Genomic DNA, 24212 nt, shown 5'->3' with positions numbered 1-24212 from the left:
TAGGCTGACAGGGTGACGGACTCCGCAAAGCCTACCCTCATGGTCGTCGACGGCCATTCACTCGCCTATCGTGCCTTCTTCGCCCTCCCGGTCGAGAACTTCACGACGAAGGACAATCAGCACACGAACGCCATCTACGGCTTCCTGTCGATGTTCGTGAACCTCATCAAGGCCGAGAAGCCGACGCACATGGCAGTCGCGTTCGACACGTCGCGGCATTCGTTCCGCACCGATGTGTACCCGGAGTACAAGGCCACCCGCTCGGAGACGCCGCAGGAGTTCCGCGGGCAGATCCCGCTGCTGCAGGACTGCCTGGCGGCGATGTCCATCCCCGTGCTGACCAAGGAGGGCATCGAGGCGGATGACATCCTCGCGACTCTCGCCGCGCAGGGCGCCGAGCAGGGGTACGACGTGCTCGTCGTCTCCGGCGACCGCGACACGATCCAGCTGGTGACGGATGACGTCACGCTGCTGTATCCGTCGGTGCAGGGCGTCTCTCAGCTCAAACGCTACGACCCGGTCACCGTGCAGGAGCGCTACGGGGTGCGGCCCGAGCAGTACCCCGACATCGCCGCCCTCGTCGGCGAGACCAGCGACAACCTGCCCGGCGTGCCGAAGGTGGGGGAGAAGACCGCCGTCAAGTGGCTCACCCAGTTCGGCACGCTCGACGATCTTCTCACGCGCGCCGAGGAGATCAAGGGCGTCGTCGGCGGCAACCTCCGCGATCACATCGAGTCCGTTCGACGAAACCGTCAGCTGAACCGGCTGCTCACCGACGTCGAGCTCCCCGTCGCACCCGGCGACCTCGCCGTCGCCCCGATCGACGCGCAGGCCGTGCGCGACATCTTCGCGCGGCTGGAGTTCCGCACGCTGCTGCCCCGCGTGTTCGAGGCCGTGGGCGCCGGCGAGGTCGCCGACGACCCGGCATCCGCGGTCGTTCTTCCCGTTCCCGTCCAGGCGACCGCCTCCGACTTCCTGAGCTGGGCGCAGGCGCAGACCGACGACGTCGCGCTGCGCATCACCACGCAGGGCGGTGCGCCGGCGCGCATCGGCGCCGCGACAGAGACCGAGCTGCGCGAACTCGACTGGAGCGATGACGCCGCCGAAGCCCTCCGCCCGTGGTTCGAGTCGAACGCCGCCAAGGTGCTCCATGACGCGAAGCCGCAGGTGAAGGCGCTGCTGAGGCTCGGCATCCGCTTCGCCGGGCTCGCATACGACACCAGCCTCGCGGGCTGGCTGCTGCGCCCGAGCTTCCCCGACAAGACGCTCGGCGACCTGGTCGAGCGATACCTCGGTGAGAAGCTCCCAGAGGCCGATCCCACGCAGCTGGTGCCCGAGACCGAGGGGGCGACCCCCTCCCAGGAGGCGTGGTTCGCGCTCCGCGTCGCCGCGGCGCTGCGCGAGGACATCCCCGAGTCCGTGGCGAGGGTCCTCACCGAGATCGAGCTGCCGACCCTGCTCACGCTCGCCGATATGGAGGTCGCGGGCGTCGCGGTCTCGCATGAGGTGCTCTCCACCTTCTCCGGCGAGCTCGGCATCCGCGCCGAAGGCCTCGCACAGGAGGCGTACTCACTCGTCGGGCGCGAGTTCAACCTCGGCTCGCCGAAGCAGCTGCAGGAGGTCCTCTTCGACGACCTGCAGCTGCCGAAGACCCGCAAGACCAAGACCGGGTACTCCACGGATGCCGCCGTCCTGGCAGACCTGCAGGAATCGCACCCGCATCCGTTCCTCGGGCTCCTGCTGCAGCATCGAGAGGCGACGAAGCTCCGTCAGATCATCGAGTCGCTCGACACCGCGATCGGAGCGGATCACCGTGTGCGCACGACCTACGTGCAGACCGGCAGCCAGACCGGTCGCCTCTCCAGCACCGACCCGAACCTGCAGAACATCCCGGTGCGCACCGAGGAGTCGCGACGGATCCGCAGCGCGTTCGAGGTGGGCGAGGGCTATGAGGCGCTTCTCACGGCCGACTACTCGCAGATCGAGATGCGCATCATGGCGCACCTCTCGGGCGATGAGGGGCTGATCGAGGCCTTCAACAGCGGCGAGGACCTGCACCGCTTCGTCGGCGCGCGCGTCTTCGGCGTCGAGCCGGATGATGTGACCTCGGCGATGCGGACCAAGGTCAAGGCGATGTCGTACGGCCTCGTGTACGGCCTGTCGGCGTTCGGCCTCTCCAAGCAGCTCCGCATCGAGCAGTCGGAGGCGAAGCAGCTCATGGTGGAGTACTTCGCCCGCTTCGGCGCCGTGCGCGACTACCTGCGCGCCTCTGTCATGAAGGCGAAGGAGGTCGGCTACACCGAGACGATCTTCGGGCGCCGTCGCCCGTTCCCCGACCTCGCGAGCCCGAACCGCGTGCTGCGCGAGAACGCGGAGCGCGCCGCTCTCAACGCTCCCATCCAGGGCAGCGCCGCCGACATCATGAAGATCGCGCTTTTGCATATCCACGACGACCTCCGTGCCGAGGGGCTCGCCTCCCGCGCGCTCCTGCAGATCCACGACGAGCTCGTGGTCGAGGTCGCGCCGGGGGAGTGGGATGCCGCAGAGCGGATCGTCCGCACCCGCATGGGCGACGCTGCGGACCTCCGCGTTCCGCTCGACGTGCAGGTCGGGCGCGGCGCGGACTGGAACGAGGCGGCGCACTGACGCGTGCGGTCGCAGACCCGCCTCTGCGACCGAGTGCCGGAGATGCTGCGACGCAGTGCCGGGGTTTAGGCTGGACGGATGACTTCAGCCCCCCGCACCCCGTCTGCAATCGACAAGGTCGCCGATGAATGGGTCGACACCATCGTGGAACTCGCTCCCGTCCTCGGAACCTATATCGGCCGCAACGAGGTCAACGACCGCTTCGGAGATCTGAGCCCGGCGGGCCACGAGCAGATCACCGGCGCCGCCCGTGCGACGCTCGCCAGGCTCGCGGACCTCGAGCCGGTCGACGCGATCGACGAGGTGACCAAGACCGACCTGTCGGCCGAGCTCGCGCTCGACCTCGAGCTGCATGAGGCGAACTGGCACCTGCGCGACCTCAATGTGATCTCCTCGGCAGCCCAGGACCTGCGGTCGGCGTTCGACCTGATGCCGACAGCGACGGCCGACGACTGGGCCGTCGTGGCCGCGCGTCTCGAGGCGCTCCCCGAGGCGCTGCGCGGGTACACCGAGACGCTTCGCGCCGGCATCGCCGCCGGCGTGACGCCGGCGCGCCGCCAGGTGACCGAGGTCGCGACCCAGATCGGCCGCTACACCGCGGACGACGGGTTCTTCGCCGCCTTCGTGGCTGAGGCCGCTCCCGAGGAGGGCAACCTGCCCGCCTCCCTCGCGCGCACACTGGCCGACAACTCGGCTGCCGCGCGCGTCGCGTACGACGAGCTGCGCAGCTTCCTCGCCGAGGAGCTCGCGCCCGTGGCGGCCGAACAGGACGCGGTCGGCCGGGAACTGTACGCGCTGAATTCACGGCGGTTCCTCGGAGCGACCATCGATCTCGACGAGACCTACGAGTGGGGTCGCCAGGAGCTCGAGCGGATGGTCGCCGAGCAGACCGCCATCGCGAACGAGATCCTCCCCGGAGCGTCGGTCGAGGAGGCCGTCGCGCACCTCGAATCCGACCCGGCGCGCAAGCTCGTCGGCACCGAGGCGCTGCAGCGATGGATGCAGGAGACCAGCGACCGCGCCGTCGCCGAGCTCGGCGCGACCCACTTCGACATCCCCGAGGCGATCCGCACCCTCCAGTGCATGATCGCGCCGACGCAGGAGGGCGGGATCTACTACACCGGGCCGACGGACGACTTCTCACGCCCCGGACGCATGTGGTGGTCGGTGCCGGAGGGCGTCACCGAGTTCGACACCTGGCGCGAGCTCACCACCGTCTACCACGAGGGCGTTCCCGGCCACCACCTGCAGATCGCGCAGACGGTGCACAACCGCGTGGAGCTGAACTCCTGGCGCCGGCTCCTCGCCGGAACGTCGGGTCATGCCGAGGGCTGGGCGCTGTACGCCGAGCGGCTGATGCAGCAGCTCGGATACCTCGACGACCCGGCCGACCGGCTCGGCATGCTCGATGGGCAGCGCATGCGCGCAGCGCGCGTGGTGCTCGACATCGGCGTGCACCTCGGCAAGCCGCGCCTGGACGGCACCGGGGTGTGGGATGCCGAGTACGCGCTCGACTTCATGCGCAAGAACGTCAACATGTCCGACCAGTTCGTCAGGTTCGAGGTCAACCGGTACCTCGGCTGGCCGGGACAGGCGCCGTCGTACAAGGTCGGTCAGCGCATCTGGGAGCAGGTGCGTGACGCGTACCAGGCGGAGCGCGGCGCGGACTTCGACATCAAGGAGTTCCACAAGCGCGCGCTCGACATGGGCGGAGTCGGACTCGACACCCTGCGCACCGCGCTGCTCGCGCGCTGAGCGGGAATGCCGGGGGACCGGCGCGTGTTCATTCATCTGAATAGGAAGGGATGACATGGGCATCGAGTTCGGTCTGGACACATTCGGCGACATCACCCGCGGCGAGGACGGAGAGCTTCTCTCCGGCGCGCAGACGATCCGCAACATCGTCTCGCAGGCGGAGCTCGCCGACTCGGTCGGCGTGCACTTCTTCGGCGTGGGGGAGCACCACCGCCCGGAGTTCGCCGTGTCGTCGCCCGAGATGGTGCTCGCGGCCATCGCGGCCCGTACCGAGAGCATCCGGCTCGGCACTGCGGTCACCGTTCTGTCGTCCGACGACCCGGTGCGGGTCTTCGAGCGCTTCGCCACCCTGGACGCGATCTCGAACGGCCGTGCCGAGGTCGTGCTCGGTCGCGGATCCTTCATCGAGTCCTTCCCCCTGTTCGGCTACGACCTGCGCGACTACGATGCGCTGTTCGAGCAGAAGCTCGAGTTGTTCGTCGAGCTGCTGAAGGAGGAGCCCGTGACGTGGTCCGGCACGATGCGCGCATCGCTCGAGAACGCGAACGTCTTCCCCAAGACGGAGAAGGGCCTGCGCACCTGGGTGGGCGTGGGCGGCAGCCCTGAGTCGGTCGTGCGTGTCGCCAGGCACGGCCTCGGCCTGATGCTGGCGATCATCGGCGGACCGGCGATCCGCTTCAAGCCCTTCGTCGACCTCTACCACCGGTCGGTCGCCTCGTTCGGCACCGCCTCTCACCCGGTGTCGGTGCACTCGCCAGGGCACATCGCGGAGACGGACGCGGAGGCGTGGGACGCCGCGTACTCGGGGTTCGAGGCCATGAACGACACGATCGGCAGGGAGCGCGGGTGGCCGGCGTACAGCCGGGCCCGGTTCCAGAACGACGTCGGCCCCGAGGGCGCCCTCTATGTCGGCTCACCCGACCGTGTCGCCGCCAAGATCGCGGACACCGTGACGATGCTCGGCCTCGGCCGCTTCGACTTGAAGTACGCCACAGGCACGATGTCCCACGAGTCGATGATGAGGAGCATCGAGCTGTACGGCACCGAGGTGATCCCACGGGTTCGCCGGCTGCTCGACGCGCGCGACTGACCTCGCGTCACACGGGGCGGCGCCGGCTCTACGATGAGTCACATGGCCAACACCGCCCTGCCCAGCCGCGCCTCTCTCGCCGGGCGCCTGGATGATCTGCCGTTCACCCGGCGGCATCTGCGTCTGCTCACGGGATCGGGCGTCGGCTGGGCGCTCGACGCGATGGACGTCGGGCTGATCTCGTTCGTCATCGCCGCCCTGGGGCAGCAATGGGCGCTCACCAAGACCGAGGCCGGATGGATCGCCTCCGTGGGCTTCATCGGCATGGCACTCGGCGCGACACTGGGCGGACTGCTCGCAGACCGGCTCGGGCGACGACAGGTGTTCGCGCTCACTCTCCTGATCTACGGGGTCGCGACGGGGGCGAGCGCCCTCGTCGGCAGCATCGCGCTCCTTCTCGTGCTCCGGTTCTTCGTCGGCCTCGGTCTCGGCGCCGAGTTGCCGGTGGCATCGACGTACGTCAGCGAGTTCGCGCCGGCGCGCATCCGCGGGCGTCTGATCGTGATCCTGGAGGCGTTCTGGGCCGTCGGCTGGACGGCCGCAGCCCTCATCGGCTTCCTGGTGATCCCGGCTTCCGAATCCGGCTGGCGCTGGGCGTTCGCACTCGGTGCGATCCCGGCCGTGTACGCGCTGGTCGTGCGGTGGGGGATGCCGGAGTCTCCGCGATGGCTCGCCTCCAGGGGCCGCATCGCGGAGGCCGAGCGGATCGTCGCGGAATTCGAGGCTGACGCCGGGATCGTGGCGGGGCCGCCGATCCGCAGGGAGCCGCAGTCCCGCGCCCTCGCGGTGACCGCGCGAGCGCGGCTCGCCACTCTGCTGAACGCGGAGTTCCGGCTGCGGACCCTGTGTCTGTGGATCGTGTGGCTGTGCGTGAACTTCGCGTACTACGGCGCCTTCATCTGGATCCCGAGCATCCTCGTCGATGCGGGATTCGACCTGGTGCGCTCCTTCGGCTTCACCCTGATCATCACGCTCGCGCAGCTGCCGGGCTACGCGGTCGCCGCGTGGCTGATCGAGCTGTGGGGGCGGCGCACCACCCTCTCCGTCTTCCTCGTCGGCTCAGCGGGATCGGCCGTGCTCTTCGGCACCGCGACGAGCGAATCGGGCATCATCGCGGCGGGCATGGCACTGTCGTTCTTCAACCTCGGCGCCTGGGGCGCGCTGTACGCCGTGACTCCCGAGATCTATCCGACCTCGCTGCGCGGCACCGGGAGCGGCTGGGCAGCAGGGGTCGGGCGCATCGCGTCGATCGTCGCGCCTCTCGCCGTGCCCGTGCTGCTGGTCGCCGGAGGTGCGCCGCTGCTGTTCGTGGTGTTCGGCGCCTGCTTCGTCCTCGCCGCCGTGGCGGCGTGGGGACTCGCGGATCGGCGAGGGGTCGCGCTCGACGACCGCTGAGCGCGAGCCGCCTCGCCGGGAATAGGCTGTGCTGGTGACAGAGGTGCGTTTCGTGGCTATCGGCGATTCCTTCACGGAGGGAGTCGGTGACGTGCTGCCCGACGGGCGTGAACGCGGCTGGGCCGACCTGGTGGCGCAGGGATGGGCGGATGCGGCGGGGCATCCGATCCGCTACGCGAACCTCGCCATCCGCGGCCGGCTCGCCTGGCCGATCGTGGAGCAGCAGCTCGAGCCTGCGCTCGCGCTGCGGCCGACGCATCTCTCCTTCAACGGCGGCGGCAACGACATGCTGCGTCCGCGGTCCGACCTGGAGCACATCGCCGATGCGTTCAGCAGGGTGCTGCGCCGCTGCGACGAGGAGGGCGTCACGCTGATTCTCCTGTCCGGCGCGAATCCCAGCGGGCAGCTCCCGATGGGGAGCGTCGTGCAGCGACGTGGCGACCTGCTCTCCGAGGCGGTGCTCCGCCGCGTCGAGGGCCGGCAGGACGTGGTGCGAGCCCTGAACTGGCCCGATGGCGAACTCTCCAAGGCGCAGTACTGGTCGGAGGACAGGCTCCACATGAACTCCGCCGGACACCACAGGGTCGCGGCCCGCGTGCTTCACGCGCTCGGGTTCGAGCCGCCCGAGACGTGGTGGGCGCCGACGATGCAGGCCGGCGCAGGGCCAGCGGGCCTCGCGTACTACCGCGAGTTCGTCGGACCGTGGGTGAAGCGCCGGGTGACCCGCACGTCCTCCGGGGACGGCCGTGCGGCGAAGTACCCCGACTGGGTCGAACGGACCCCGCGGTCCTCGGACTCGTGACCGACATCGAGATGCGCCGCATCCGTGGCGGACAGGTCACGCTGCACGATGCGCGGCGCAGGATCGAGCGCACCGTCGTGCTCGAGGACTTCGAGATCGGAGTCTTCCCGATCACCGAGGAGCAGCTCGCCGAGGTGCTCCCGGTGCCGTCGCGCAGTCCACGCCGACCCGCGGCGGATGTCAGCTGGCTCCGTGCCGTGCACTTCTGCAACGCGGCATCCGAATGGGAGGCGCTCGACCCGGTCTACCGCTTCGACGGCGAAGACGTGACGTGGGACGTGACCGCCGAAGGCTACCGACTGCCGACCGAGGCGGAGTGGGAGTTCGCGTGCCGTGCGGGTTCCACCGGTCCGCACTACGCGCCGCTCGCGGAGGCCGCATGGACCGCTGCGGACGGCATGGGCTCCCCGCAGGACGTCGGCGGGAAGCTGCCGAACCTCAACGGCCTCTTCGACACGCTCGGCAACGTCTGGGAGTGGTGCTGGGACCTGCTCGATCCCGCCAGGTACGACGACTACCGGGTGTTCCGTGGCGGCGGCTACGCCGACGACGCGTGGAGCGTGCGGGCGTCGGTGCGCCGCGGCGGCGCGCCGCGGATGCACCACGAGGATGTCGGTCTTCGGGTCGCCAGAGGCGCGTTCGACATCCCAGACGAGGCGCAGGGGTGGTCGGCGCGGGCCGATCGCGAACGGGCGATTCTGGATGGCGCGATCCCGTTCGGCTGGACTCCGCGCGGGAGATGATCAGGTCATCGGCCTGATGAGATAGCGGTCGGGATCCTCGGACGGGGCGAATCCGTACTGCTTGTAGAGTCCGTGGGCGTCGGCCGTGGCGAGCATCACCCGCTTGAGCCCCAGCGGCGTCAGATCCGCGATGACGCCCTCGACCAGCATCTTGCCGATCCCGCGCCCCCGGACGCCCGGTTCGACGAAGACGTCGCAGAGCCACGCGAAGGTCACGCCATCCGTCACCACGCGTGCGTACGCCACCTGCTCGCCCTCGGCGTCCCAGACGCCGTAGTTCCGCGAGGCGTCGATGGCCGCATCCTGCACGTGCCGGGGGCGGCCTTTCGCCCAGTACGCCTCCCCGCTGAGCCACGAGTGTATGCGCCGGCGATCGAGGCGAGAGCTGTCAGCGGAGAAGGCGAATGAGGAGGGCATCCCTCATCCTACGAGAGGACTCAGCGGTGCCGATCGGGGTCCAGGCCCATCCGGATACGCGTGCGCTTGCGCTCGATGAGGATGAAGACGACGCCGATCAGCCAGAGCGGCACCGGCATCAGGAACGCGACCCGGAACGCCTCAAGCGAGTAAGTCTCCGGAGTGCCTGCGCCCTGCAGATCGAGCGCCAGTCCGATCAGGAAGATCGCGATCAGCGCGGCGATGAAACCGCCGGCATTCGTGACCCCGGTCGCGGTGCTGAGCCGATGAGAGGGGTTGTGGGTCCGCGCGTGATCGAACGCGATCATGGACGCCGGCCCTCCCGTCGCGAGGGCGACCGCGAGGACGTACAGGAGCCAGAGCGGAGCGGCTCCGGGGAGGAGGATCACCGTGAGCCAGGCCAGCAGCTGCACCCCGACGGCCGGCAGGACGAGAGCGAACGAGCGTCGATACGGCATGCGACGCGACAGGTCTCCGATCAGCGGGCCGAGCGCCATGCCGGCGACCACGTAGACGGAGATGATCCCCGCTGCGTGGGCGGCATCGAGACCCTGCGCGGCGGTCAGGAACGGCATCCCCCAGAGCAGCACGAAAGCCGTACCCGCGAACGGGGTCGTGAAGTGCGACCAGAACGCCAGTCGAGTGCCCGGATGCGCCCAGGCCGCCCGGATGCCGACGCCGACGTCGATCGCGGATGTGACGACGCGGACGAGGCCGGTGTCGGTGTTGACGCTCACGTCAGCCGCCCGTTCCGGCGGATGATTGCGGATGACGGCGAAGACGAGGAGCGTGAACAGCACGCCGAGTCCGGCGATGCTCCCGAACGTGATCGTCCAGGTCGTGGCATGCAGCAGGGCGGCGAGCGGAACCAGCGCCACCAGCTGCCCTGCCTGGCCCAGGATGCCGGTGAACTGGACCATGAGCGGTCCCCGCTGGGCCGGGAACCAGGTGGCGACCAGACGGAGCACCGCGGGGAAGATCGCGGCGTCGCCCGCGCCGAGCAGGATGCGCGCGACGATCGCGATGCCGATGCTCGGGGAGAGCGCCATGGTCAGCTGGCCTGCGGCCATCAGGAGCATGCCGATCGTCATGATCGGGCGGGAGCCATGGCGATCGAGCAGCACGCCGATCGGGATCTGCATGCCGCCGTACACGGCGAGCTGCACCACCGCGAACAGCGCCAGCGTGGATGCGTCTGCCTGAAACCGGTCGGCGGCTTCGACACCGACCGCGCCGAGTGACGTGCGGTTCGTTATCGCCAGGACGTATGCGGCGACGCCAACGCCCCAGATGAGCCAGGCCCGCCATCCCGGAGCTGCGCTGGGGGAGTGGGAGAGCTGGGGCACGTGTCAACGCTACTCCTGCTCGCGGGCTCGCCTACCTCAGCTCAGGCGCTCGGTCAGGTGAACGGTGACGTCGTCGCCGCCGGTCTTGCCGATCCGCCTGCGGATCGCTGCGGCGACGGGAAGCTTGTGCGTGCCGTCGCCGAGCGCCATGAACGCGCCGCGGAACGGCTCGCCGTCGACGGTGCCGGCGACCTTCACCAGCCCGCGCGTGCCGAAGACGGTCGCGGAGTCGGAAAGCTGGACGCAGGTCCAGGTGTCGCCGTCGCGCACCTTGCCGAGCGTTGCCGTGAATGTGATGTCGAGAGGGCCTGACGTGCTCATGGGAGATCTCCGTTCGTCCGAGTTCAGATGAAGAGGCCGAGGATGGCGCCGATGACGGTGAGCTTGACGATCCAGTCGAGCAGGTGGATGCCGGCTGCCGGCAGAGCCGTGTTCTCGTGGATCACACCGCCCATCAGCAGGATGAGCGGCAGAACCGACAGTGACAGGCCGAGCAGACCGCCGGCGAGTGCGCCGTGCCAGCCCGCCGCAGACATGAGTCCGGCCAGGAGGCATGAGGCGATGAGGCTGCGAAGCAGACCGAGCCCATCTGAACGGCGAGGGGCAGCCCCGGCCGCGGGGTGCTGCTGCGCGTCACCAGTGCCGAGACAGGCGGGATGGCGTAGAGCGCGGCGCTGGCGAGGAACGAGACGACGGTGGCGACTGCGATGCCCAGAACGATCATGGCGACTCCTTTAGTACCGTATAGTACTCAATCTAGGAGGCGGTTTTGATACTGTCAAGTACTAATATGGCTTCCATGACCTCACCACTGCGAGCACGCGGGCGGCCGTCTGGGCGCACCGGCGATGAGCTGATCTCTGTCGCGCGCGAGGTCTTCCTGGAACGCGGATACGCCGGGACCTCGATGGATGAGGTCGCGAAGCGTGCGCGGATCTCCAAGGCATCGCTGTACCGCGAGCACCCTTCGAAGAGCACCCTGTACGCTGCGGTCGTCCACCAGTGGACCCTCGCCGGGAGGAGCGCGATGCGTCCGGCGCTCGAGCGACTGCGGGGGAGCGGTGACCTCAGAGAGGGGCTGATCGAGCTCGCGCGGACTATGCAGAGCGGCATCCTGAGCGAGCCGGTGCTCGCGATGCGCAGGCTCGTCACCGCGGAGGCGCAGGCGCAGCCCGAGGTCGCGCAGACGTATCTCGACGAGAGCTGGAATCGCAACATCGGGGATCTCGCCGCCGTGCTCGACTCCATGACGGGGGAGGGGCGCCTTGCTCTCGACGATCCTCGTACCGCCGCCGAGCAGTTCACCTGGCTCGTGATCGGCGCCCCGCTCAACTCACGGCTCCTCGGCAGTCCGGCCGAAGCGCCGCGAACCGACGATGCCGTGGATCTGTTCCTCGCCGGATATGCGCCTCGGTGAAGGAGCCGGATCTTCTCACCGTCTTGCGCAAGGACACGCTCGACGCGATCGGCTACTGCGGGCTGGTCTTCCACGGCACAGGAAGCGCGGGCGAACCCGAGATCGCGTTCGAGCTCTTGCGCGCGGCGCACGGGCGGGGCCATGCCACCGAGGCAGCGACCGCGGTCATCTCGTGGGCCGAGAAGTCAGGGCATCCGCGTCTGTGGGCCTCGGTGTGGGACTGGAACATCGCGTCTCGACGGGTGCTGGAGAAGCTCGGATTCCAGGATTCGGGGCGGAGCGATCTCCTCGGGCAGCACGGAAGGAGCCTGATCACCGTGCGTGGCGGTGACCCAGCGCACGATCTGCGCAAGGGCGGCGAGAAGATTCTCGGAGAGGATGTCGATCCGGCGGTCGCTCGTTCGACGAAGTGATGAGGGCGACATCCCGTGGCCCCGAGACGAAAGGTTCCGATCATGACTCAGTACTTTCTCACCGTTCCGCATGACTCCGCGACGGAGCCGACGATGGAGTCGATGCAGGAGTTCGATCCTGCGGAGCTCGCCGCTGTGTTCGCCGCAGTCGACGAGTTCAACACCGCGCTGAAGGACTCCGGTGCCTTCTTGTTCGCCGGCGGACTCAACCCGCCTTCGACGGCGAAGACGATCGACGTGAGCTCGGGGGAGACCCGCGTGCTCGACGAGCCGTTCGTGGAGGCGGAGTCGTACGTCGGAGGCTTCTGGGTGATCGAAGCCACAGACGAGGCCGCAGCCGTGGAATGGGCGACCAGGGCCTCGCACGCGCTGCAGTGCCGGATCGAGGTGCGGGCCCTCCAGGAGGAGCCCGACGCATAGGGGCTCGAACAGAGCGCATAGGTCGTTCTACGCTCGGTGCATGAGACTGCTCTCACGTCCGCGCGTCGCCCTGCGTCGCGTCAGCATCCTGCCGCGGTGGGTGCGTCGCGTGGACGCGCGCGTCGCGAAGGCGGTGAACGGACACCGGCATCTCCCCGGTCTCGATCGTCGGCTCGCCCGGCTGTCGCACCTGGCGGATCGGAGCAGGCTCTGGGTGGCGATCGCGGTCGTCCTCCACCTGCTCGGGGGTGCGCCGCGGCGGGGAGCGGTGAGAGGACTCGCCTCTCTGCTCGTCGGGAGCGTGCTCGCGAACCTCGTCGGCAAGCGCATCTTCGGCGGTGACCGCCCGCTGCTGAAGGACGTCCCGGTGCCGCGGCGCCTGAAGACCTTTCCCACCTCCGCCTCGTTCCCTTCAGGGCATTCCGCATCGGCTGCGGCATTCGTGACCGGCGTTGCTCTCGAATCGCCCCGCGCCGGGGCGGCGCTGGCGCCGCTCGGCGCTGCCGTCGCGTACTCACGCCTGCACACCGGGGCGCACTGGCTCTCCGACGTCGTCGGGGGAGTGGGACTCGGGGCTGCGATCGCGATCGCCGGGCGGATGCTGGTGCCCGCTCGGCCACGTCCGGAGCCTCCGCCGACTGCACCGAGGGCGCTCGTGCCGGCGCTTCCGGACGGATCCGGCGCGTTCATCCTCGTGAATCCGTCGTCCGGGATCGACCCGTTCCGGCCCGATCCCGTCGAGTTCATCTCCGAGGCGCTGCCTGGCGCTGAGCTGCACGTGCTCGAGCCCGGCGACCACATCGCCGCGCTCGTGCGGGAGGCTCTCGCGTCGCCGACGCCGCCACGCGCGATCGGCATCTGGGGCGGTGACGGGTCCGTCGCGTCTGCTGCAGACGCTGCCCGACAGGTCCGGCTTCCGCTGCTGGTGCTCCCAGGGGGCACGTTCAATCACTTCGCGCGCACCGTCGGCGCGGCCACCCTCGACCAGGCGACCGAAGCGCTCCGGGCGGGCGCAGGAAGGCGCGTCGACGTGGCCGAGCTCGTCCTGGAAGACAGCGAGGCGGTCACCGTGCTGAACGCGTCATCCGTCGGCCTGTATCCCGACTTCGTCGAGATCCGTGAATCGATGGAGAAGAAGCTCGGCAAGCCGCTCGCAGCTCTTGTGGCGGCGGTCAGGGTACTGGCCAGGGCCGAGACGATCGCCGTGCGCGTCGACGGACGCCCGGCGCTGGTCTGGTCGGTCGCCGTGGCCGCAGGGGAGAACCGGTCACCGGCCATGGTGCCGCTCCAACGGCGCCGCCTCGACGACTCCGTGCTCGACGTGCGGGTGCTGCATGCGCACGGACGGATGCCTCGATTGAGGGGACTCATCGCCCTGGCATTCGGCGTCCGCGCATCCGCCGTCGTCGACCGCATGCCCGGACGCACTCGGCGAACGACCATCGAGTCGTTCACGGCGAGCTCGGTGCGCATCGAGGCGCGCAATGAAGGCCAGACGCTGAGCATCGCGCACGACGGAGAGATCACGCTGAGCGCGCCGCTCGGTCCTGGCCACGGTGCAGCTGCGACGATCACCGCGGTTCCCGGCGGGCTGGACGTGTACGGCGGGTGAGCGGGGCGGGGCGGATCTCCCTTATTCTGACATAATGTGCATTATCAGCGATTGCGTATTCGTTCGCGAGCACCGGGTATGCCGCGCTCGACACGTTCCCAGCCGCCTGCGGTGTGCACGTCGTACTCCGCGAACGCGCACGCGATTCCGTGTGCGCGCATGAGATCGGCCGAGTCCATCAGTTGGAAATGCAGATGCGGCGACGTCGAGTTGCCAGTGTGACCGACGCCCCCCAGGATCTCGCCGGACTGCACCGATTGACCCACCTCCACGGCGACCGTTCCCGGCGCCAGATGTGCGAACCCCGCGAACACGTCGCCGGAACGCAGCACGATGTGGTTTCCGAGTATCGACGGGATCTTCTCGGGCCGAAACGTCACACCGTTCCACATCATTCGTGCGGCCTCCCGAAACGGGTTGATCCACGCGCGCTCGGGCACGCCGTCGACGGCCGCCACGACCTCCGCGGCGAAGGGAGCGTGGATCGCGGCGCCCCAGGCGTAGCAGTCGACTGTCCGGCCGCCGATCGTGTTCGCCACGAAGCTGGACGTCGGATGCACGTGCACACCCGGTCGATCATCGACCTTGACGAAGTCGAACGCGAACCGCTGTCCGAGAATGTCGACGCCGTGGCTCGGAATCCGCGCAGCGGGAGTCGTGACGGCCATCCATCCCTCACCCCGGAGCGGAAACTCCACGACCACCGGGTTCTCGAGTTCGCCAGCCACGACCCGAGCTTACGGTGCCACTGCAGCGCACGGATAGCCTGGAAGCGTGATCGAGTCGCTTATCGGGTTCGTCGTGGTCGGCGTCGCGATCCTGGTGGGCTGGATCATCGGGCGAATCGATCTGCTCGGCGAACATGCGAAACCGGTGCTCGCGCGCCTCACATTCTTCGTGCTGTCGCCGTTCCTCCTGTTCGTCGTGCTGGCACAGGCTGATGTCCGCACGCTGTTCTCGGCGCTCCTTCCGGTCGCTGCCATCGCCGCCGTGTCGATCTTCTTGATCTACACGCTGATCGCCCGCCTCGCGTGGAAACGCCCTCTGGGCGAGATAGTCATCGGCGCGCTCAGCTCAGGACAGGTCAACTCCAACAACATCGGCATTCCGCTCTCGGTCTATCTGCTTGGCAGCGCGGCGTACCCCGCACCGGTGATCCTCTTGCAGCTGCTGATCTTCACGCCGATCACCATGACGATCCTCGATGCCGTCACCAACGGCCGCACGTCGCCGGGACGAGCCCTCGCGCGGACGATATCGAACCCGATCGTCCTGGGCTCGGTGCTCGGCACCGTCGTCTCGATCAGTGGGATCGAGCTGCCACCGGTCGTCCTCGAGCCCGCGATGCTCATCGCCAACGCCTGCGTGCCCGTCATGCTGATCAGCTACGGCGTCTCTCTGTACGGACAGCGTGTTCTGGCGCCCTCCGGCCGCCGGCGCGACGTCATCCTCGCCACGACCCTCAAACTCATCGCCATGCCGCTGATCGCCTGGGCGGTCGCGCAGTTCGTGTTCGGCCTGTCGGCGCGGGATGTGCTCATCGTCGTCGTGCTCGCGGCCCTCCCGACCGCGCAGAACGTCTTCAACTACTCACAGCGGTACAACATCGGCGAGGCGATCTCGCGCGACACGATCTTCCTCACGACCATCGGGTGCATACCCGTGCTGATCGCCGCGACTCTGATCCTCGGCTGAGGCGTCAGCTCTGCGGAATGTCGCGCTGAAGGCTGCGCTCAAGACTGCTCAGTGACGCGACCATCACGCGCACGCCGCCCTCGTCCCGCATGACCGTGAACAGGGTGTGCGAGCATCCGCGGCACCGCACGATCGCCGCCCTCTCATCGATCTCCACCATCGCTTCGGCGAGCGCGGCATGGGAGTCGCATCCTCTGCAGACACCGACCATCGTCGTCGCGTCACCCGCGAAGACGTCGCGTCCTTGTCCAAGTGCGCGCCCAAGGGGATGCGCATCAGCGGCATCCCGTCGATCTTCAGCTCGGCTTCGAGAATGATCTCGCGATCCCCGGTCCGCATTAGGGGTTGGGCACTCACCAGGTGATCAGCGTTGATCCAGATTGTGGGATTCCCTGACGCGTCCGGAACCCCAAGCATGCGCATGTCGACACAGTACGACGTGATCGTTTCGGAGGCGTAAAGGCGAGCCGAACATCGCCGGCATCCCCGTACCCAGAAGCGCGCGTTCGGTTTCGGAGGTCTCGTTGCGGCCCAACGGGCCGCCGAGCGGACGGTGCAAGAGGAAACAGAGAGGGTCGCCGGCGCCGTCGACACCCTCCGTGTGCGACGGTGCCCCGCCGCGCCCAGCGTGTGGAAGTGGGAGGTGCTCCGTGGCCAGAAAGAGTCGTCGGAACAGCAAGCCGCTCACCATCGAGGGGTTTCGTCCCGTCGCGAACCCCGAACTCGAGCACTGGAACCGCGAGCTCGCACGCTCCAACGCAGCGCGACCGCACACCCCCACCCCTCGCAAGGGCACGCGCCGAGAGCGCGAACGCCAAGCGATCCGCGATCAGAGAAGGGACCGAGACCGATGACCAGGAGTCTGGAACTACAGACCTGCCCCACCAGTACGCAGATCCCGCCGGCGATCGTCGACGACGACGGCTTCTGCAACGAGCATGGCTGGGACTGCGGCGACTACCAGCTCGTCCAGCACGAGCAGGAGCTCGACGACGATGCCGCGGATGAAGACATCACGCACGTCGTCTGGAACGGCGAGACCGGGTACTCGGACGAATCCATGCGATTCGACACCCGCACTGCAGCCGACGCCTGGATCTTCGAGCAGGAGTGCGGGGATTTCCACTCCCCTCTCTCAGGTGGCGATCGGCACGTTGACCCGTCTCGATCGGCGCGACGTGGCGGTGACACTGGCCACCCTCGAGAGCGACGGCCTCATCGAACGCGCTCCTGACCCGGACGATGCGCGCCGCAACCTCGTGGTTCCGACTCCGGCGGGGAGAGAACGGCAGCACCTGCTGGCGGGCCTGGCGGCCGATGCGCAGGAGGACGTCCTCGCTCCTCTCGATGCGGAGGCGCGTGCCGCCTTCCTCGCAGCCTTGAGGCTCCTGGCAGGCGCAGCCGTCCTGCCGTCTCAGTCCTGAGACGGCAGCTCAGCCCCCGACGTACTCCGCGAGGTGCTCCCCCGTGAGCGTCGACTTCTGAGTCACCAGTTCGGCGGGCGTGCCCTCGAACACCACTCGCCCGCCATCGTGCCCCGCGCCGGGCCCGATGTCGATGATCCAGTCGGCGTGCGCCATCACGGCCTGGTGGTGCTCGATCACGATGACCGTCTTCCCCGAGTCGACCAGCCGGTCGAGCAGCCCGAGGATGTTCTGCACATCGGCCAGATGGAGGCCGGTGGTGGGCTCATCGAGCACGTAGATGTCGCCCTTCTCCCCCATCTGGATCGCCAGTTTGATGCGCTGGCGCTCTCCACCCGACAACGTCGACAGCGGTTGCCCCAGCGACAGATAACCCAGTCCGACGTCCTCGAGACGCCCCAGGATGGCGGCCGCGGCGGGGAGCTTCGCCTCGCCCTCGGAGAAGAACACGCGCGCCTCGGACACCGGCAGCTCCAGCACCTCGGTGATGTCCTTCCCGGCGAGCTTGTAGTCGAGCACGGCCGCCTGGAAGCGCTTGCCACCGCAGTCCTCGCACGGCGTCTCGATCGTGTCCATGAAGCCGAGCTCGGTGATGATCACGCCGGCGCCCTTGCACGTCGGACAGGCGCCCTCGGAGTTCGCGCTGAAGAACGCGGGCTTGACGCCGTTCGCCTTCGCGAACGCCTTGCGGATCGGCTCGAGAAGTCCGGTGTACGTCGCGGGGCTGCTGCGGCGCGACCCCTTGATCGCGGCCTGATCGATCGACACGACGCCGGCACGGTGCGAGACCGAGCCGTGGATCAGCGAGCTCTTGCCCGAGCCAGCCACGCCCGTGACGACCGTCAGCACACCGAGGGGGATGTCCACATCCACGTCCTGGAGGTTGTTGTCCGAGGCTCCTCGGACCTCGATCGTCCCGTCTGCCGAGCGCAAGGAATCCTTCAGCACCGCGCGGTCGTCGAGGTGACGGCCGGTGCGGGTTCCGCTGGCCTTCAGCCCCTCCACGCTGCCCTCGAAGCAGATCTCGCCGCCGCCGGAGCCCGCACCGGGACCGAGATCGACGACATGGTCGCCGATCACGATCGTCTCCGGCTTGTGCTCGACCACGAGGACCGTGTTCCCCTTGTCCCTGAGCTTCAGAAGCAGGCCGTTCATCCGCTGGATGTCGTGCGGGTGCAGGCCGATGGTCGGCTCGTCGAAGACATAGGTGACATCGGTGAGAGAGGAGCCGAGGTGGCGGAGCATCTTGATCCGCTGCGCCTCTCCCCCGGACAGCGTGCCGGACGGGCGCTCGAGGCTGAGGTAGCCGAGACCGAGCGTGACGAACGCGTCAAGATTGGCACTCAGTGCCGTCAGGAGCGGCCCGGCACCCGGCAGGTCGAGTCCGCGGACCCATTCCGCGAGATCGGTCACCTGCATCCGGCAGGCATCCGCGATGCTCACGCCGGCGATCTTCGACGACCTGGCACCCTCGGTGAGTCGCGTGCCGTCGCACTCCGGGCACGTAGCGAACGTCGCGACCCGCTCGACGAACGCGCGGATGTGCGGCTGCAGCGCCTCGAGATCCTTCGAGAGCATCGACTTCGTTATCTTCGGGATGAGTCCCTCGTACGTCATGTTGATGCCCGAGATCTTCACCTTCGTGACCTCGCCGTAGAGGAACAGATGACGCTGCTTCTCACTGAACTGCGCGATCGGCTTGTCGGCCGGGTAGAAGCCGGACTGCGAGAAGCCCTTCACCATCCAGCCGTCCGCGGTGTACCCGGGCACCGTGATCGCGCCCTCGTCGAGAGACTTGGACTCATCGACGATCTGCGAGAGGTCGAGATCCGACACCGCGCCCCTGCCCTCGCAGCGCGGGCACATGCCGCCGAGATATATCGCGTCCTTCACGATCTTCTTCTCGCCCCCAGGACCGGTCATCACTCCACTGGCCCGCTGCGTGGGGATGTTGAAGGAGAACGCCGTCGGCCCGCCGATGTACGGCTGCCCGAGCTTCGAGAACAGGATGCGCAGCATCGCGTTCGCATCGGTCACCGTGCCGACCGTCGAGCGCGGGTTCGCCCCGAGCCGCTCCTGGTCGACGATGATCGCCGTGGTCAGTCCTTCGAGCACATCCACGTCGGGACGCGGCACCGACGGCATGAACCCCTGGACGAAGGCGCTGTACGTCTCGTCGATCATGCGGCGGGACTCGGCGGCGATCGTGTCGAAGACGAGCGAGCTCTTGCCGGAGCCGGAGACGCCGGTGAACACCGTGAGCCTTCGCTTCGGGATGTCGACGCTGACGTCCTTGAGGTTGTTCTCGCGTGCTCCCTGCACGCGAATGACGTCATGGGCGTCGGCGAGGTGTTCGACCGGGGTCATCGGGGTCCTTCGGCTCTGGGCGCGGATCACGCGGCCTGGTTGATGCGGAGCAGATTTCCTGCGGGGTCGCGGAACGCGCAGTCGCGCACGCCGTAGGGCTGATCCATCGGCTCCTGCACGACGTCGGCGCCCTTCTCCACGAGGCGCTCGAAGAGCGCATCGAGATCGTCGCTCGCCAGCGTGAGGGCGCTGTAGCTTCCCTTCGCGATGAGCTCGAGGATCGTCTGCCTCTCGGCATCCGTCAGTCCGGGATCGGTCGCCGGCGGATGCAGCACGATCGACGTCTCGGGCTGCCCCTCGGGGCCGACCGTCAGCCAGCGCAGGCCGTCGTAGCCGACGTCGTTGCGCACCTCGAAGCCGAGGGCGTCGCGGTAGAAGCCGAGCGCCGCATCGGCGTCGGTGTGGGGCAGGAATGCGTAGCGGATGCTGATCTTCATGATGTTCAGGCTAGGTGGGCATCGGTGCGCGGCGCTTCTTGATTCCTGATCGGTCGGATGACCTGCTTGGCCTGGAACGTCGGGATGCCGTCGACGTTCGCTGCGCGTTCACGGTACACGCCGGGTGAGACACCGACCAGCTCGGTGAACCGGGTGCTGAATGTGCCGAGCGAGGAGCAGCCGACTTCGAAGCACACCTCTGTGACGCTGAGATCGCCGCGGCGGAGCAGCGCCATCGCCCGCTCGATCCGGCGGGTCATCAGGTAGGAGTACGGAGACTCACCGTACGTCTCCCGGAACTTCCGGCTGAGGTGCCCCGCCGACATGTGCACGCCACGGGCCAGTGCCTCGACATCCAGAGGCCTCGCGTACTCGCGATCGATGCGGTCGCGCACCCTGCGCATCACCGCGAGCTCGCGGAGGCGCACCTCATCGACGGGAGTCACGACTCGATCCTGCCACGACGTCGGCGCGCAGCGGGCGAGCGTGCGCTATGGTCACACCCATGTCCGAACTCATCGCAGACGCCAGGTCGGCGTTCAAAGCCGTCCGCATCTCGCTCGCCGTCTCCGGCGTCCTCGCGCTCATCGCCGGTGTCGTCCTCCTGGTGTGGCCCGTGAAGTCCGCCGTCATCGTGACCGGCATCTTCGCGTCGTACCTGATCATCGCCGGGCTCGTCTACGCCGGACTCGGCATCTTCTCCAGCTCCAGGGGCGGCTGGGCCAGGATCGGGCACGTCGTGCTGGGTCTGCTCTACGTGGTCGCGGGCGTCATCGCCTTCGCCAACCTCGGCGCGGCCGCTGCCACGCTGGCGATCGTCGTGGTCGTGTTCATCGGAATCAGCTGGATCCTCGACGGAGTGGTGTCGCTCACCCTGCTCGGCAGCGACAGCTCCCGCATCTGGACGTTCCTCTATGCCGTGCTCAGCGTCATCGCCGGCATCTACGTCCTCGTCAACGTGCTGGCGGCGGGAATCGTGCTGTGGATCTTCCTCGGCATCTCGCTCTTGGTGCTGGGCGTGGTCCAGATCGTTCGCGCCATCACCCTGGGCAGGGACGCGAAGACCGTCTCCGCGGCGCTGCGGGGCGACGCAGCCTGAGCCGCGCGGAGATGCAGATCGGCCCCGTCCCGCGTGGAGCGCGACGGGGCCGATCTGCACGTGCGGCTACTCCGCGGCGAAGGCGCTCACGTCGCCGACGAGGCGCGTGTTGTCGGCCGGGACAGGGTCGACGACGGCCTTGGCGACCTCGGCGGCGAACTCAGAGACGTTGTAGAGCTTTCCCGCCGACTCGCGGCGCTCGGCGATGGCGCCGGGGTTGGCCCGCTCGAGCAGGGTCGCCGTGATGGTTCCCTCGATCATGTCGCCCGAGACGACGGTGAACCCGATGCCCTTCTCGGCGAGGCCAGGGATGAGCTCGCGAAGAGCATCCTCACCGGCGCGCTTGGAGAGTGCGACCGGCTCGTACTCCGGCATGGTCGGCGTCGTCCGGATGAAGTGCGCCTGGTGGCTGGTGACGAACACGACGCGCGATCCCTCGCCCAGCAGCGGCGTCGCCGCGTTCAGGACGTTGAGCTGGGCATCGCGGTTCAGAGTCAGCGCGTAATCCTCGGCCATGCCCGACTCCATGCCGCCCGACGCGTTCAGGACGAGCACGTCGAGCCGGCCGAACTCCGTCTCCACAGCGCCGAACATCTCCTCGACGGAGGCCCTGTCCGTCAGGTCGGCGCCGACGACGAGCACTCGACGGCCCAGTTCGCGCAGCTCGCGCGCCAGCTTCTCGGCCCGCGGGGCCTTGTTGCGGAAGTTGATCACGACGTCCGCGCCGGCCTCGGCGAGGTAGCGCACGGTGTCGGCGCCGATCCCCCGTGACGATCCGGTGACGAGCGCGACTCTGCCGTCGAGAGAACCTGCGGGTAGAACGTCGGTCACGATGACTCCTCATGGTGCGTGAGATCGCCGCGGTGACGCGGCATCTCACACTATCAACCAGCGTCGACGGCGCCCGGGTCGCTCGCCGGGCGCGTGATAGGTTGACCGCAAAGGAGGCCGCATGGACAACTTCGCGACATTCGTTCAGTTCATCGACCAATGGGCCTGGATCGGCTGGCTGGTCCTGATCGCCGCTTTCCTCGTGATCGAGATGCTGACGCTGGACTTCACGTTCCTGATGCTGAGCTTCGGAAGCGTGGTCGGCCTGCTCACCGATCTCGTCGGCCTCCCGGTGTGGGTTCAGGTCCTCATCGCCGCCGCTGCCGCCGCGGTCTTCATACTCTTCCTCCGCCCGCCGCTGCTGAAGCGCCTGCGCCGCGGCGAGGATCCGACGAAGTCGAACGTCGACGCGCTGATCGACCTGCGCGGCATCGCACTGCAGGACATCACCCAGATCTCGGGTCAGGTGAAGCTGAGCAACGGGGACACCTGGACCGCGCGCACCGCGACGTCCGTCCCGATCCCCCACGGATCGCCGATCGCCATCAGCGCGATCAACGGTGCGACCGCCATCGTCCGTCCCGTCAACGACTAGGAGAACCAGTGGACGACACATCGTTCATCCCCACCGCGCTCGCGTGGATCCTCGTGATCGCGATCATCATCTTCGTGGTGGTCACGCTCGCCCGGTCGATCCGCATCATCCCGCAGGCCACGGCCGGCGTGGTCGAGCGTCTCGGCCGCTACCACAAGACCCTCACTCCCGGGCTCAACCTCCTGGTGCCCTTCATCGACCGGCTGCGCCCGCTGCTCGACATGCGCGAGCAGGTGGTCTCGTTCCCGCCCCAGCCGGTGATCACCGAGGACAACCTCGTGGTCTCGATCGACACGGTCGTGTACTTCCAGGTGACGGATGCCCGGGCCGCGACCTACGAGATCGCGAACTACCTCGGTGCGGTCGAGCAGCTCACGACCACGACGCTCCGCAACGTGGTCGGCGGACTGAACCTCGAGGAGGCGCTGACCAGCCGTGACAACATCAACGGCCAGCTGCGCGTGGTCCTGGATGAGGCGACCGGCAAGTGGGGCATCCGCGTAGGCCGTGTCGAGCTCAAGGCGATCGACCCGCCCATCTCCATCCAGGACTCGATGGAGAAGCAGATGCGCGCCGAGCGCGACCGCCGTGCCGCGATCCTGACGGCCGAGGGCACCAAGCAGTCCGCGATCCTCGAGGCCGAGGGGGCACGCCAGGCCGAGATCCTCCGCGCCGAGGGCGACAAGCAGGCCGCGGTCCTGCGTGCACAGGGTGAGGCTGAGGCGATCCAGAACGTCTTCTCCGCCATCCATCAGGGCGCCCCGGACGACAAGCTGCTCGCCTACCAGTACCTCCAGATGCTGCCGAAGATCAGCGAAGGGCAGTCGAACAAGCTGTGGATCATCCCGAGCGAGCTCACCGAGGCGCTCAAGGGAATCGGCACCGCCTTCACACCGAAGCCCGGACAGTCACCCGACGGCACGCACGGCGCGTGACGCACCCGTACTTCGAGAAGGCACGACTTCCCAGAGTCCTCGCCCACCGTGGTCTCGTGACCGCGGCCGGCGAGGACTCGGGCGTCTGGGAGAACTCCGCCGCGGCCTTCGCCGCCGCCCACGCAGCCGGCGCCGAGTACATCGAGACCGACTGCCGGGTCACCGCGGACGGCGATGTCGTGCTGTTCCACGATCAGACGCTGACGCGGCTGACCGGCGACGACCGGGCGGTGTCGAGCGTGTCGACCGGCGAGCTCAGAGAGATCTTCGCCGATCACGGCGGGCTGCTCACGGTCGCCGAGGCGCTCGCCTCCTTCCCCGGCATGCGATTCAACATCGATGTCAAGACGGATGCCGCGGCGCGCCCCCTCGGAACCGCCGTCGCCGATCACGTCCGTCGCGTCCTCGTCACGAGCTTCTCCGACGCCCGGCGACGAGCCGCTGTCGCGGCGGTGCTCCAGGCAGGCGCCGAGATGAGGCCCGCCACCTCCGGCGGAAGCAGCACCATCGCCGCGCTGAGGGCCCTCTCCGCGGCCCGCCTCTCCCCCGCCCGTGTACTGCGCGACATCGACGCCGTGCAGATCCCCGAGCGACAGCGCGGTCTGCGCATCATGACACCAGCCCTCGTGCGGGCCGCCCGCCGCCACGACGTCGAGGTCCACGTCTGGACGGTCAACGACGCGGACGACATGCGACGCATCATCGCGGCCGGCGCACATGGCATCGTCTCGGATCGCGCCGACCTCGCACTGGCGACGCTCGCCTGAGGTGCG

General features: G+C 68.4%; 26 protein-coding genes and 1 pseudogene. 16 read left to right on the top strand and 11 right to left on the bottom strand.

What is annotated here, in order from left to right:
- Positions 1-12 precede the first annotated feature (12 nt).
- The 6 genes from polA to IPV10_RS00360 all read left to right on the top strand — a co-directional run bounded on the left by polA (position 13) and on the right by IPV10_RS00360 (position 8431).
- A complete protein-coding gene (gene polA, locus IPV10_RS00385; protein WP_207479180.1) occupies positions 13-2646 on the top strand; it encodes a DNA polymerase I in 2634 nt (877 codons plus the stop codon).
- 78 nt (positions 2647-2724) lie between these two features.
- Positions 2725-4401 (top strand): DUF885 domain-containing protein, encoded by a 1677-nt coding sequence (locus tag IPV10_RS00380; RefSeq protein ID WP_207479178.1) that lies wholly within the window; start codon positions 2725-2727, stop codon positions 4399-4401.
- A gap of 55 nt (positions 4402-4456) precedes the next feature.
- Positions 4457-5491, top strand: coding sequence for an LLM class flavin-dependent oxidoreductase (locus IPV10_RS00375; RefSeq protein ID WP_207479176.1), 1035 nt, complete (start codon positions 4457-4459; stop codon positions 5489-5491).
- A gap of 42 nt (positions 5492-5533) precedes the next feature.
- The gene (locus IPV10_RS00370) at positions 5534-6886 is read left to right on the top strand and encodes an MFS transporter (protein WP_207479174.1); all 1353 of its coding nucleotides are present in this window, start codon (positions 5534-5536) and stop codon (positions 6884-6886) included.
- Positions 6887-6929: 43 nt separating this feature from the next.
- Positions 6930-7688 (top strand): SGNH/GDSL hydrolase family protein, encoded by a 759-nt coding sequence (locus IPV10_RS00365; protein ID WP_207479618.1) that lies wholly within the window; start codon positions 6930-6932, stop codon positions 7686-7688.
- Between the two features lie 11 nt (positions 7689-7699).
- Positions 7700-8431: an SUMF1/EgtB/PvdO family nonheme iron enzyme gene (locus IPV10_RS00360; protein WP_242684480.1), complete on the top strand. Its 732-nt coding sequence runs from the start codon at positions 7700-7702 to the stop codon at positions 8429-8431.
- Here the strand turns inward: IPV10_RS00360 and IPV10_RS00355 are convergent, their stop codons facing one another.
- From IPV10_RS00355 to IPV10_RS00340, 4 genes are read right to left on the bottom strand one after another with little or no spacing between them, the layout of a single operon-like run.
- Positions 8432-8848, bottom strand: a complete 417-nt coding sequence (locus tag IPV10_RS00355) for a GNAT family N-acetyltransferase (RefSeq protein ID WP_207479170.1) — start codon at positions 8846-8848, stop codon at positions 8432-8434.
- A 20-nt stretch (positions 8849-8868) separates the two neighbouring features.
- Complete coding sequence (locus IPV10_RS00350; protein ID WP_207479168.1) at positions 8869-10194, bottom strand: nitrate/nitrite transporter; 1326 nt, start codon at positions 10192-10194, stop codon at positions 8869-8871.
- 36 nt (positions 10195-10230) lie between these two features.
- Complete coding sequence (locus tag IPV10_RS00345; RefSeq protein WP_207479166.1) at positions 10231-10515, bottom strand: DUF1905 domain-containing protein; 285 nt, start codon at positions 10513-10515, stop codon at positions 10231-10233.
- Positions 10516-10538: 23 nt separating this feature from the next.
- Complete coding sequence (locus IPV10_RS00340) at positions 10539-10772, bottom strand: hypothetical protein (protein WP_374192212.1); 234 nt, start codon at positions 10770-10772, stop codon at positions 10539-10541.
- Positions 10773-10993: 221 nt separating this feature from the next.
- Here IPV10_RS00340 and IPV10_RS00335 point away from each other — a divergent pair, with 221 nt between their 5' ends.
- Genes IPV10_RS00335 through IPV10_RS00320 form a run of 4 tightly spaced genes read left to right on the top strand, consistent with a single transcriptional unit; the run spans position 10994 to position 14056 of the window.
- Entirely contained in the window at positions 10994-11611 is a 618-nt protein-coding gene (locus IPV10_RS00335) for a TetR/AcrR family transcriptional regulator (protein ID WP_207479162.1), read from the top strand.
- On the top strand, positions 11608-12024 hold the full coding sequence (locus tag IPV10_RS00330) for a GNAT family N-acetyltransferase (protein ID WP_307861016.1): 417 nt from the start codon (positions 11608-11610) through the stop codon (positions 12022-12024). Before IPV10_RS00335 ends, IPV10_RS00330 begins: the two co-directional genes overlap by 4 nt.
- 42 nt (positions 12025-12066) lie before the next feature.
- The gene (locus IPV10_RS00325) at positions 12067-12444 is read left to right on the top strand and encodes a YciI family protein (RefSeq protein ID WP_207479160.1); all 378 of its coding nucleotides are present in this window, start codon (positions 12067-12069) and stop codon (positions 12442-12444) included.
- A gap of 40 nt (positions 12445-12484) precedes the next feature.
- Positions 12485-14056, top strand: a complete 1572-nt coding sequence (locus IPV10_RS00320) for a phosphatase PAP2 family protein (protein WP_207479158.1) — start codon at positions 12485-12487, stop codon at positions 14054-14056.
- 44 nt (positions 14057-14100) lie between these two features.
- Here IPV10_RS00320 and IPV10_RS17110 read toward each other — a convergent pair whose 3' ends face one another.
- Positions 14101-14784, bottom strand: a complete 684-nt coding sequence (locus tag IPV10_RS17110) for a M23 family metallopeptidase (protein ID WP_207479156.1) — start codon at positions 14782-14784, stop codon at positions 14101-14103.
- Between the two features lie 46 nt (positions 14785-14830).
- On the opposite strand from IPV10_RS17110, the gene IPV10_RS00310 reads away from it, so the two are divergent.
- Positions 14831-15751 carry an AEC family transporter gene (locus tag IPV10_RS00310; RefSeq protein ID WP_207479154.1) on the top strand — a complete coding sequence of 307 codons (921 nt, stop codon included), beginning with the start codon at positions 14831-14833 and terminating at the stop codon, positions 15749-15751.
- A gap of 4 nt (positions 15752-15755) precedes the next feature.
- On the opposite strand, the pseudogene IPV10_RS00305 reads toward IPV10_RS00310, so the two are convergent.
- Positions 15756-15989 (bottom strand): annotated as a pseudogene (locus IPV10_RS00305) (DUF6510 family protein); the annotation flags it as partial.
- 630 nt (positions 15990-16619) lie between these two features.
- The gene (locus IPV10_RS00300; protein WP_207479150.1) at positions 16620-16877 is read right to left on the bottom strand and encodes a hypothetical protein; all 258 of its coding nucleotides are present in this window, start codon (positions 16875-16877) and stop codon (positions 16620-16622) included.
- A 13-nt stretch (positions 16878-16890) separates the two neighbouring features.
- Here IPV10_RS00300 and IPV10_RS00295 point away from each other — a divergent pair, with 13 nt between their 5' ends.
- On the top strand, positions 16891-17175 hold the full coding sequence (locus IPV10_RS00295; RefSeq protein ID WP_207479148.1) for a MarR family winged helix-turn-helix transcriptional regulator: 285 nt from the start codon (positions 16891-16893) through the stop codon (positions 17173-17175).
- 9 nt (positions 17176-17184) lie between these two features.
- Here the strand turns inward: IPV10_RS00295 and IPV10_RS00290 are convergent, their stop codons facing one another.
- The 3 genes from IPV10_RS00290 to IPV10_RS00280 are packed head-to-tail and all read right to left on the bottom strand — an operon-like array spanning position 17185 to position 20383.
- A complete protein-coding gene (locus IPV10_RS00290; protein ID WP_207479146.1) occupies positions 17185-19542 on the bottom strand; it encodes an excinuclease ABC subunit UvrA in 2358 nt (785 codons plus the stop codon).
- Between the two features lie 26 nt (positions 19543-19568).
- Positions 19569-19979, bottom strand: a complete 411-nt coding sequence (locus IPV10_RS00285) for a VOC family protein (RefSeq protein WP_207479144.1) — start codon at positions 19977-19979, stop codon at positions 19569-19571.
- A 5-nt stretch (positions 19980-19984) separates the two neighbouring features.
- Positions 19985-20383, bottom strand: coding sequence for a helix-turn-helix transcriptional regulator (locus IPV10_RS00280; RefSeq protein ID WP_207479614.1), 399 nt, complete (start codon positions 20381-20383; stop codon positions 19985-19987).
- 101 nt (positions 20384-20484) lie between these two features.
- Here IPV10_RS00280 and IPV10_RS00275 point away from each other — a divergent pair, with 101 nt between their 5' ends.
- Positions 20485-21078: an HdeD family acid-resistance protein gene (locus tag IPV10_RS00275; protein ID WP_207479142.1), complete on the top strand. Its 594-nt coding sequence runs from the start codon at positions 20485-20487 to the stop codon at positions 21076-21078.
- A 66-nt stretch (positions 21079-21144) separates the two neighbouring features.
- On the opposite strand, the gene IPV10_RS00270 is transcribed toward IPV10_RS00275, so the two are convergent.
- Positions 21145-21909: an SDR family oxidoreductase gene (locus tag IPV10_RS00270; RefSeq protein ID WP_207479140.1), complete on the bottom strand. Its 765-nt coding sequence runs from the start codon at positions 21907-21909 to the stop codon at positions 21145-21147.
- A 121-nt stretch (positions 21910-22030) separates the two neighbouring features.
- On the opposite strand from IPV10_RS00270, the gene IPV10_RS00265 reads away from it, so the two are divergent.
- From IPV10_RS00265 to IPV10_RS00255, 3 genes are read left to right on the top strand one after another with little or no spacing between them, the layout of a single operon-like run.
- Positions 22031-22504: an NfeD family protein gene (locus tag IPV10_RS00265; RefSeq protein ID WP_207479138.1), complete on the top strand. Its 474-nt coding sequence runs from the start codon at positions 22031-22033 to the stop codon at positions 22502-22504.
- Positions 22505-22512: 8 nt separating this feature from the next.
- Entirely contained in the window at positions 22513-23439 is a 927-nt protein-coding gene (locus IPV10_RS00260) for an SPFH domain-containing protein (protein ID WP_207479136.1), read from the top strand.
- Positions 23436-24206 (top strand): glycerophosphodiester phosphodiesterase family protein, encoded by a 771-nt coding sequence (locus tag IPV10_RS00255; protein WP_207479134.1) that lies wholly within the window; start codon positions 23436-23438, stop codon positions 24204-24206. Before IPV10_RS00260 ends, IPV10_RS00255 begins: the two co-directional genes overlap by 4 nt.
- Positions 24207-24212 lie beyond the last annotated feature (6 nt).

The organism is Microbacterium sp. SD291 (assembly GCF_017355365.1).
Lineage (GTDB): Bacteria > Actinomycetota > Actinomycetes > Actinomycetales > Microbacteriaceae > Microbacterium.
Note: the sequence above shows the minus strand (reverse complement) of the source record. Positions and strands in the feature narration are given on the sequence as shown.

What these genes read in the sequence shown, in the direction of transcription:
- IPV10_RS00360 (WP_242684480.1), top strand. Translation starts at nt 7,700, where the DNA reads ATGCGCCGCATCCGTGGCGGACAGGTCACGCTGCACGATGCGCGGCGC.
- IPV10_RS00325 (WP_207479160.1), top strand. Translation starts at nt 12,067, where the DNA reads ATGACTCAGTACTTTCTCACCGTTCCGCATGACTCCGCGACGGAGCCG.
- IPV10_RS00380 (WP_207479178.1), top strand. Translation starts at nt 2,725, where the DNA reads ATGACTTCAGCCCCCCGCACCCCGTCTGCAATCGACAAGGTCGCCGAT.
- IPV10_RS00290 (WP_207479146.1), bottom strand. Translation starts at nt 19,542, where the DNA reads ATGACCCCGGTCGAACACCTCGCCGACGCCCATGACGTCATTCGCGTG.
- IPV10_RS00335 (WP_207479162.1), top strand. Translation starts at nt 10,994, where the DNA reads ATGACCTCACCACTGCGAGCACGCGGGCGGCCGTCTGGGCGCACCGGC.
- IPV10_RS00265 (WP_207479138.1), top strand. Translation starts at nt 22,031, where the DNA reads ATGGACAACTTCGCGACATTCGTTCAGTTCATCGACCAATGGGCCTGG.
- IPV10_RS00345 (WP_207479166.1), bottom strand. Translation starts at nt 10,515, where the DNA reads ATGAGCACGTCAGGCCCTCTCGACATCACATTCACGGCAACGCTCGGC.
- IPV10_RS00375 (WP_207479176.1), top strand. Translation starts at nt 4,457, where the DNA reads ATGGGCATCGAGTTCGGTCTGGACACATTCGGCGACATCACCCGCGGC.
- IPV10_RS00280 (WP_207479614.1), bottom strand. Translation starts at nt 20,383, where the DNA reads ATGCGCAGGGTGCGCGACCGCATCGATCGCGAGTACGCGAGGCCTCTG.
- IPV10_RS00355 (WP_207479170.1), bottom strand. Translation starts at nt 8,848, where the DNA reads ATGCCCTCCTCATTCGCCTTCTCCGCTGACAGCTCTCGCCTCGATCGC.
- IPV10_RS00370 (WP_207479174.1), top strand. Translation starts at nt 5,534, where the DNA reads ATGGCCAACACCGCCCTGCCCAGCCGCGCCTCTCTCGCCGGGCGCCTG.
- IPV10_RS00320 (WP_207479158.1), top strand. Translation starts at nt 12,485, where the DNA reads ATGAGACTGCTCTCACGTCCGCGCGTCGCCCTGCGTCGCGTCAGCATC.
- IPV10_RS00275 (WP_207479142.1), top strand. Translation starts at nt 20,485, where the DNA reads ATGTCCGAACTCATCGCAGACGCCAGGTCGGCGTTCAAAGCCGTCCGC.
- IPV10_RS00285 (WP_207479144.1), bottom strand. Translation starts at nt 19,979, where the DNA reads ATGAAGATCAGCATCCGCTACGCATTCCTGCCCCACACCGACGCCGAT.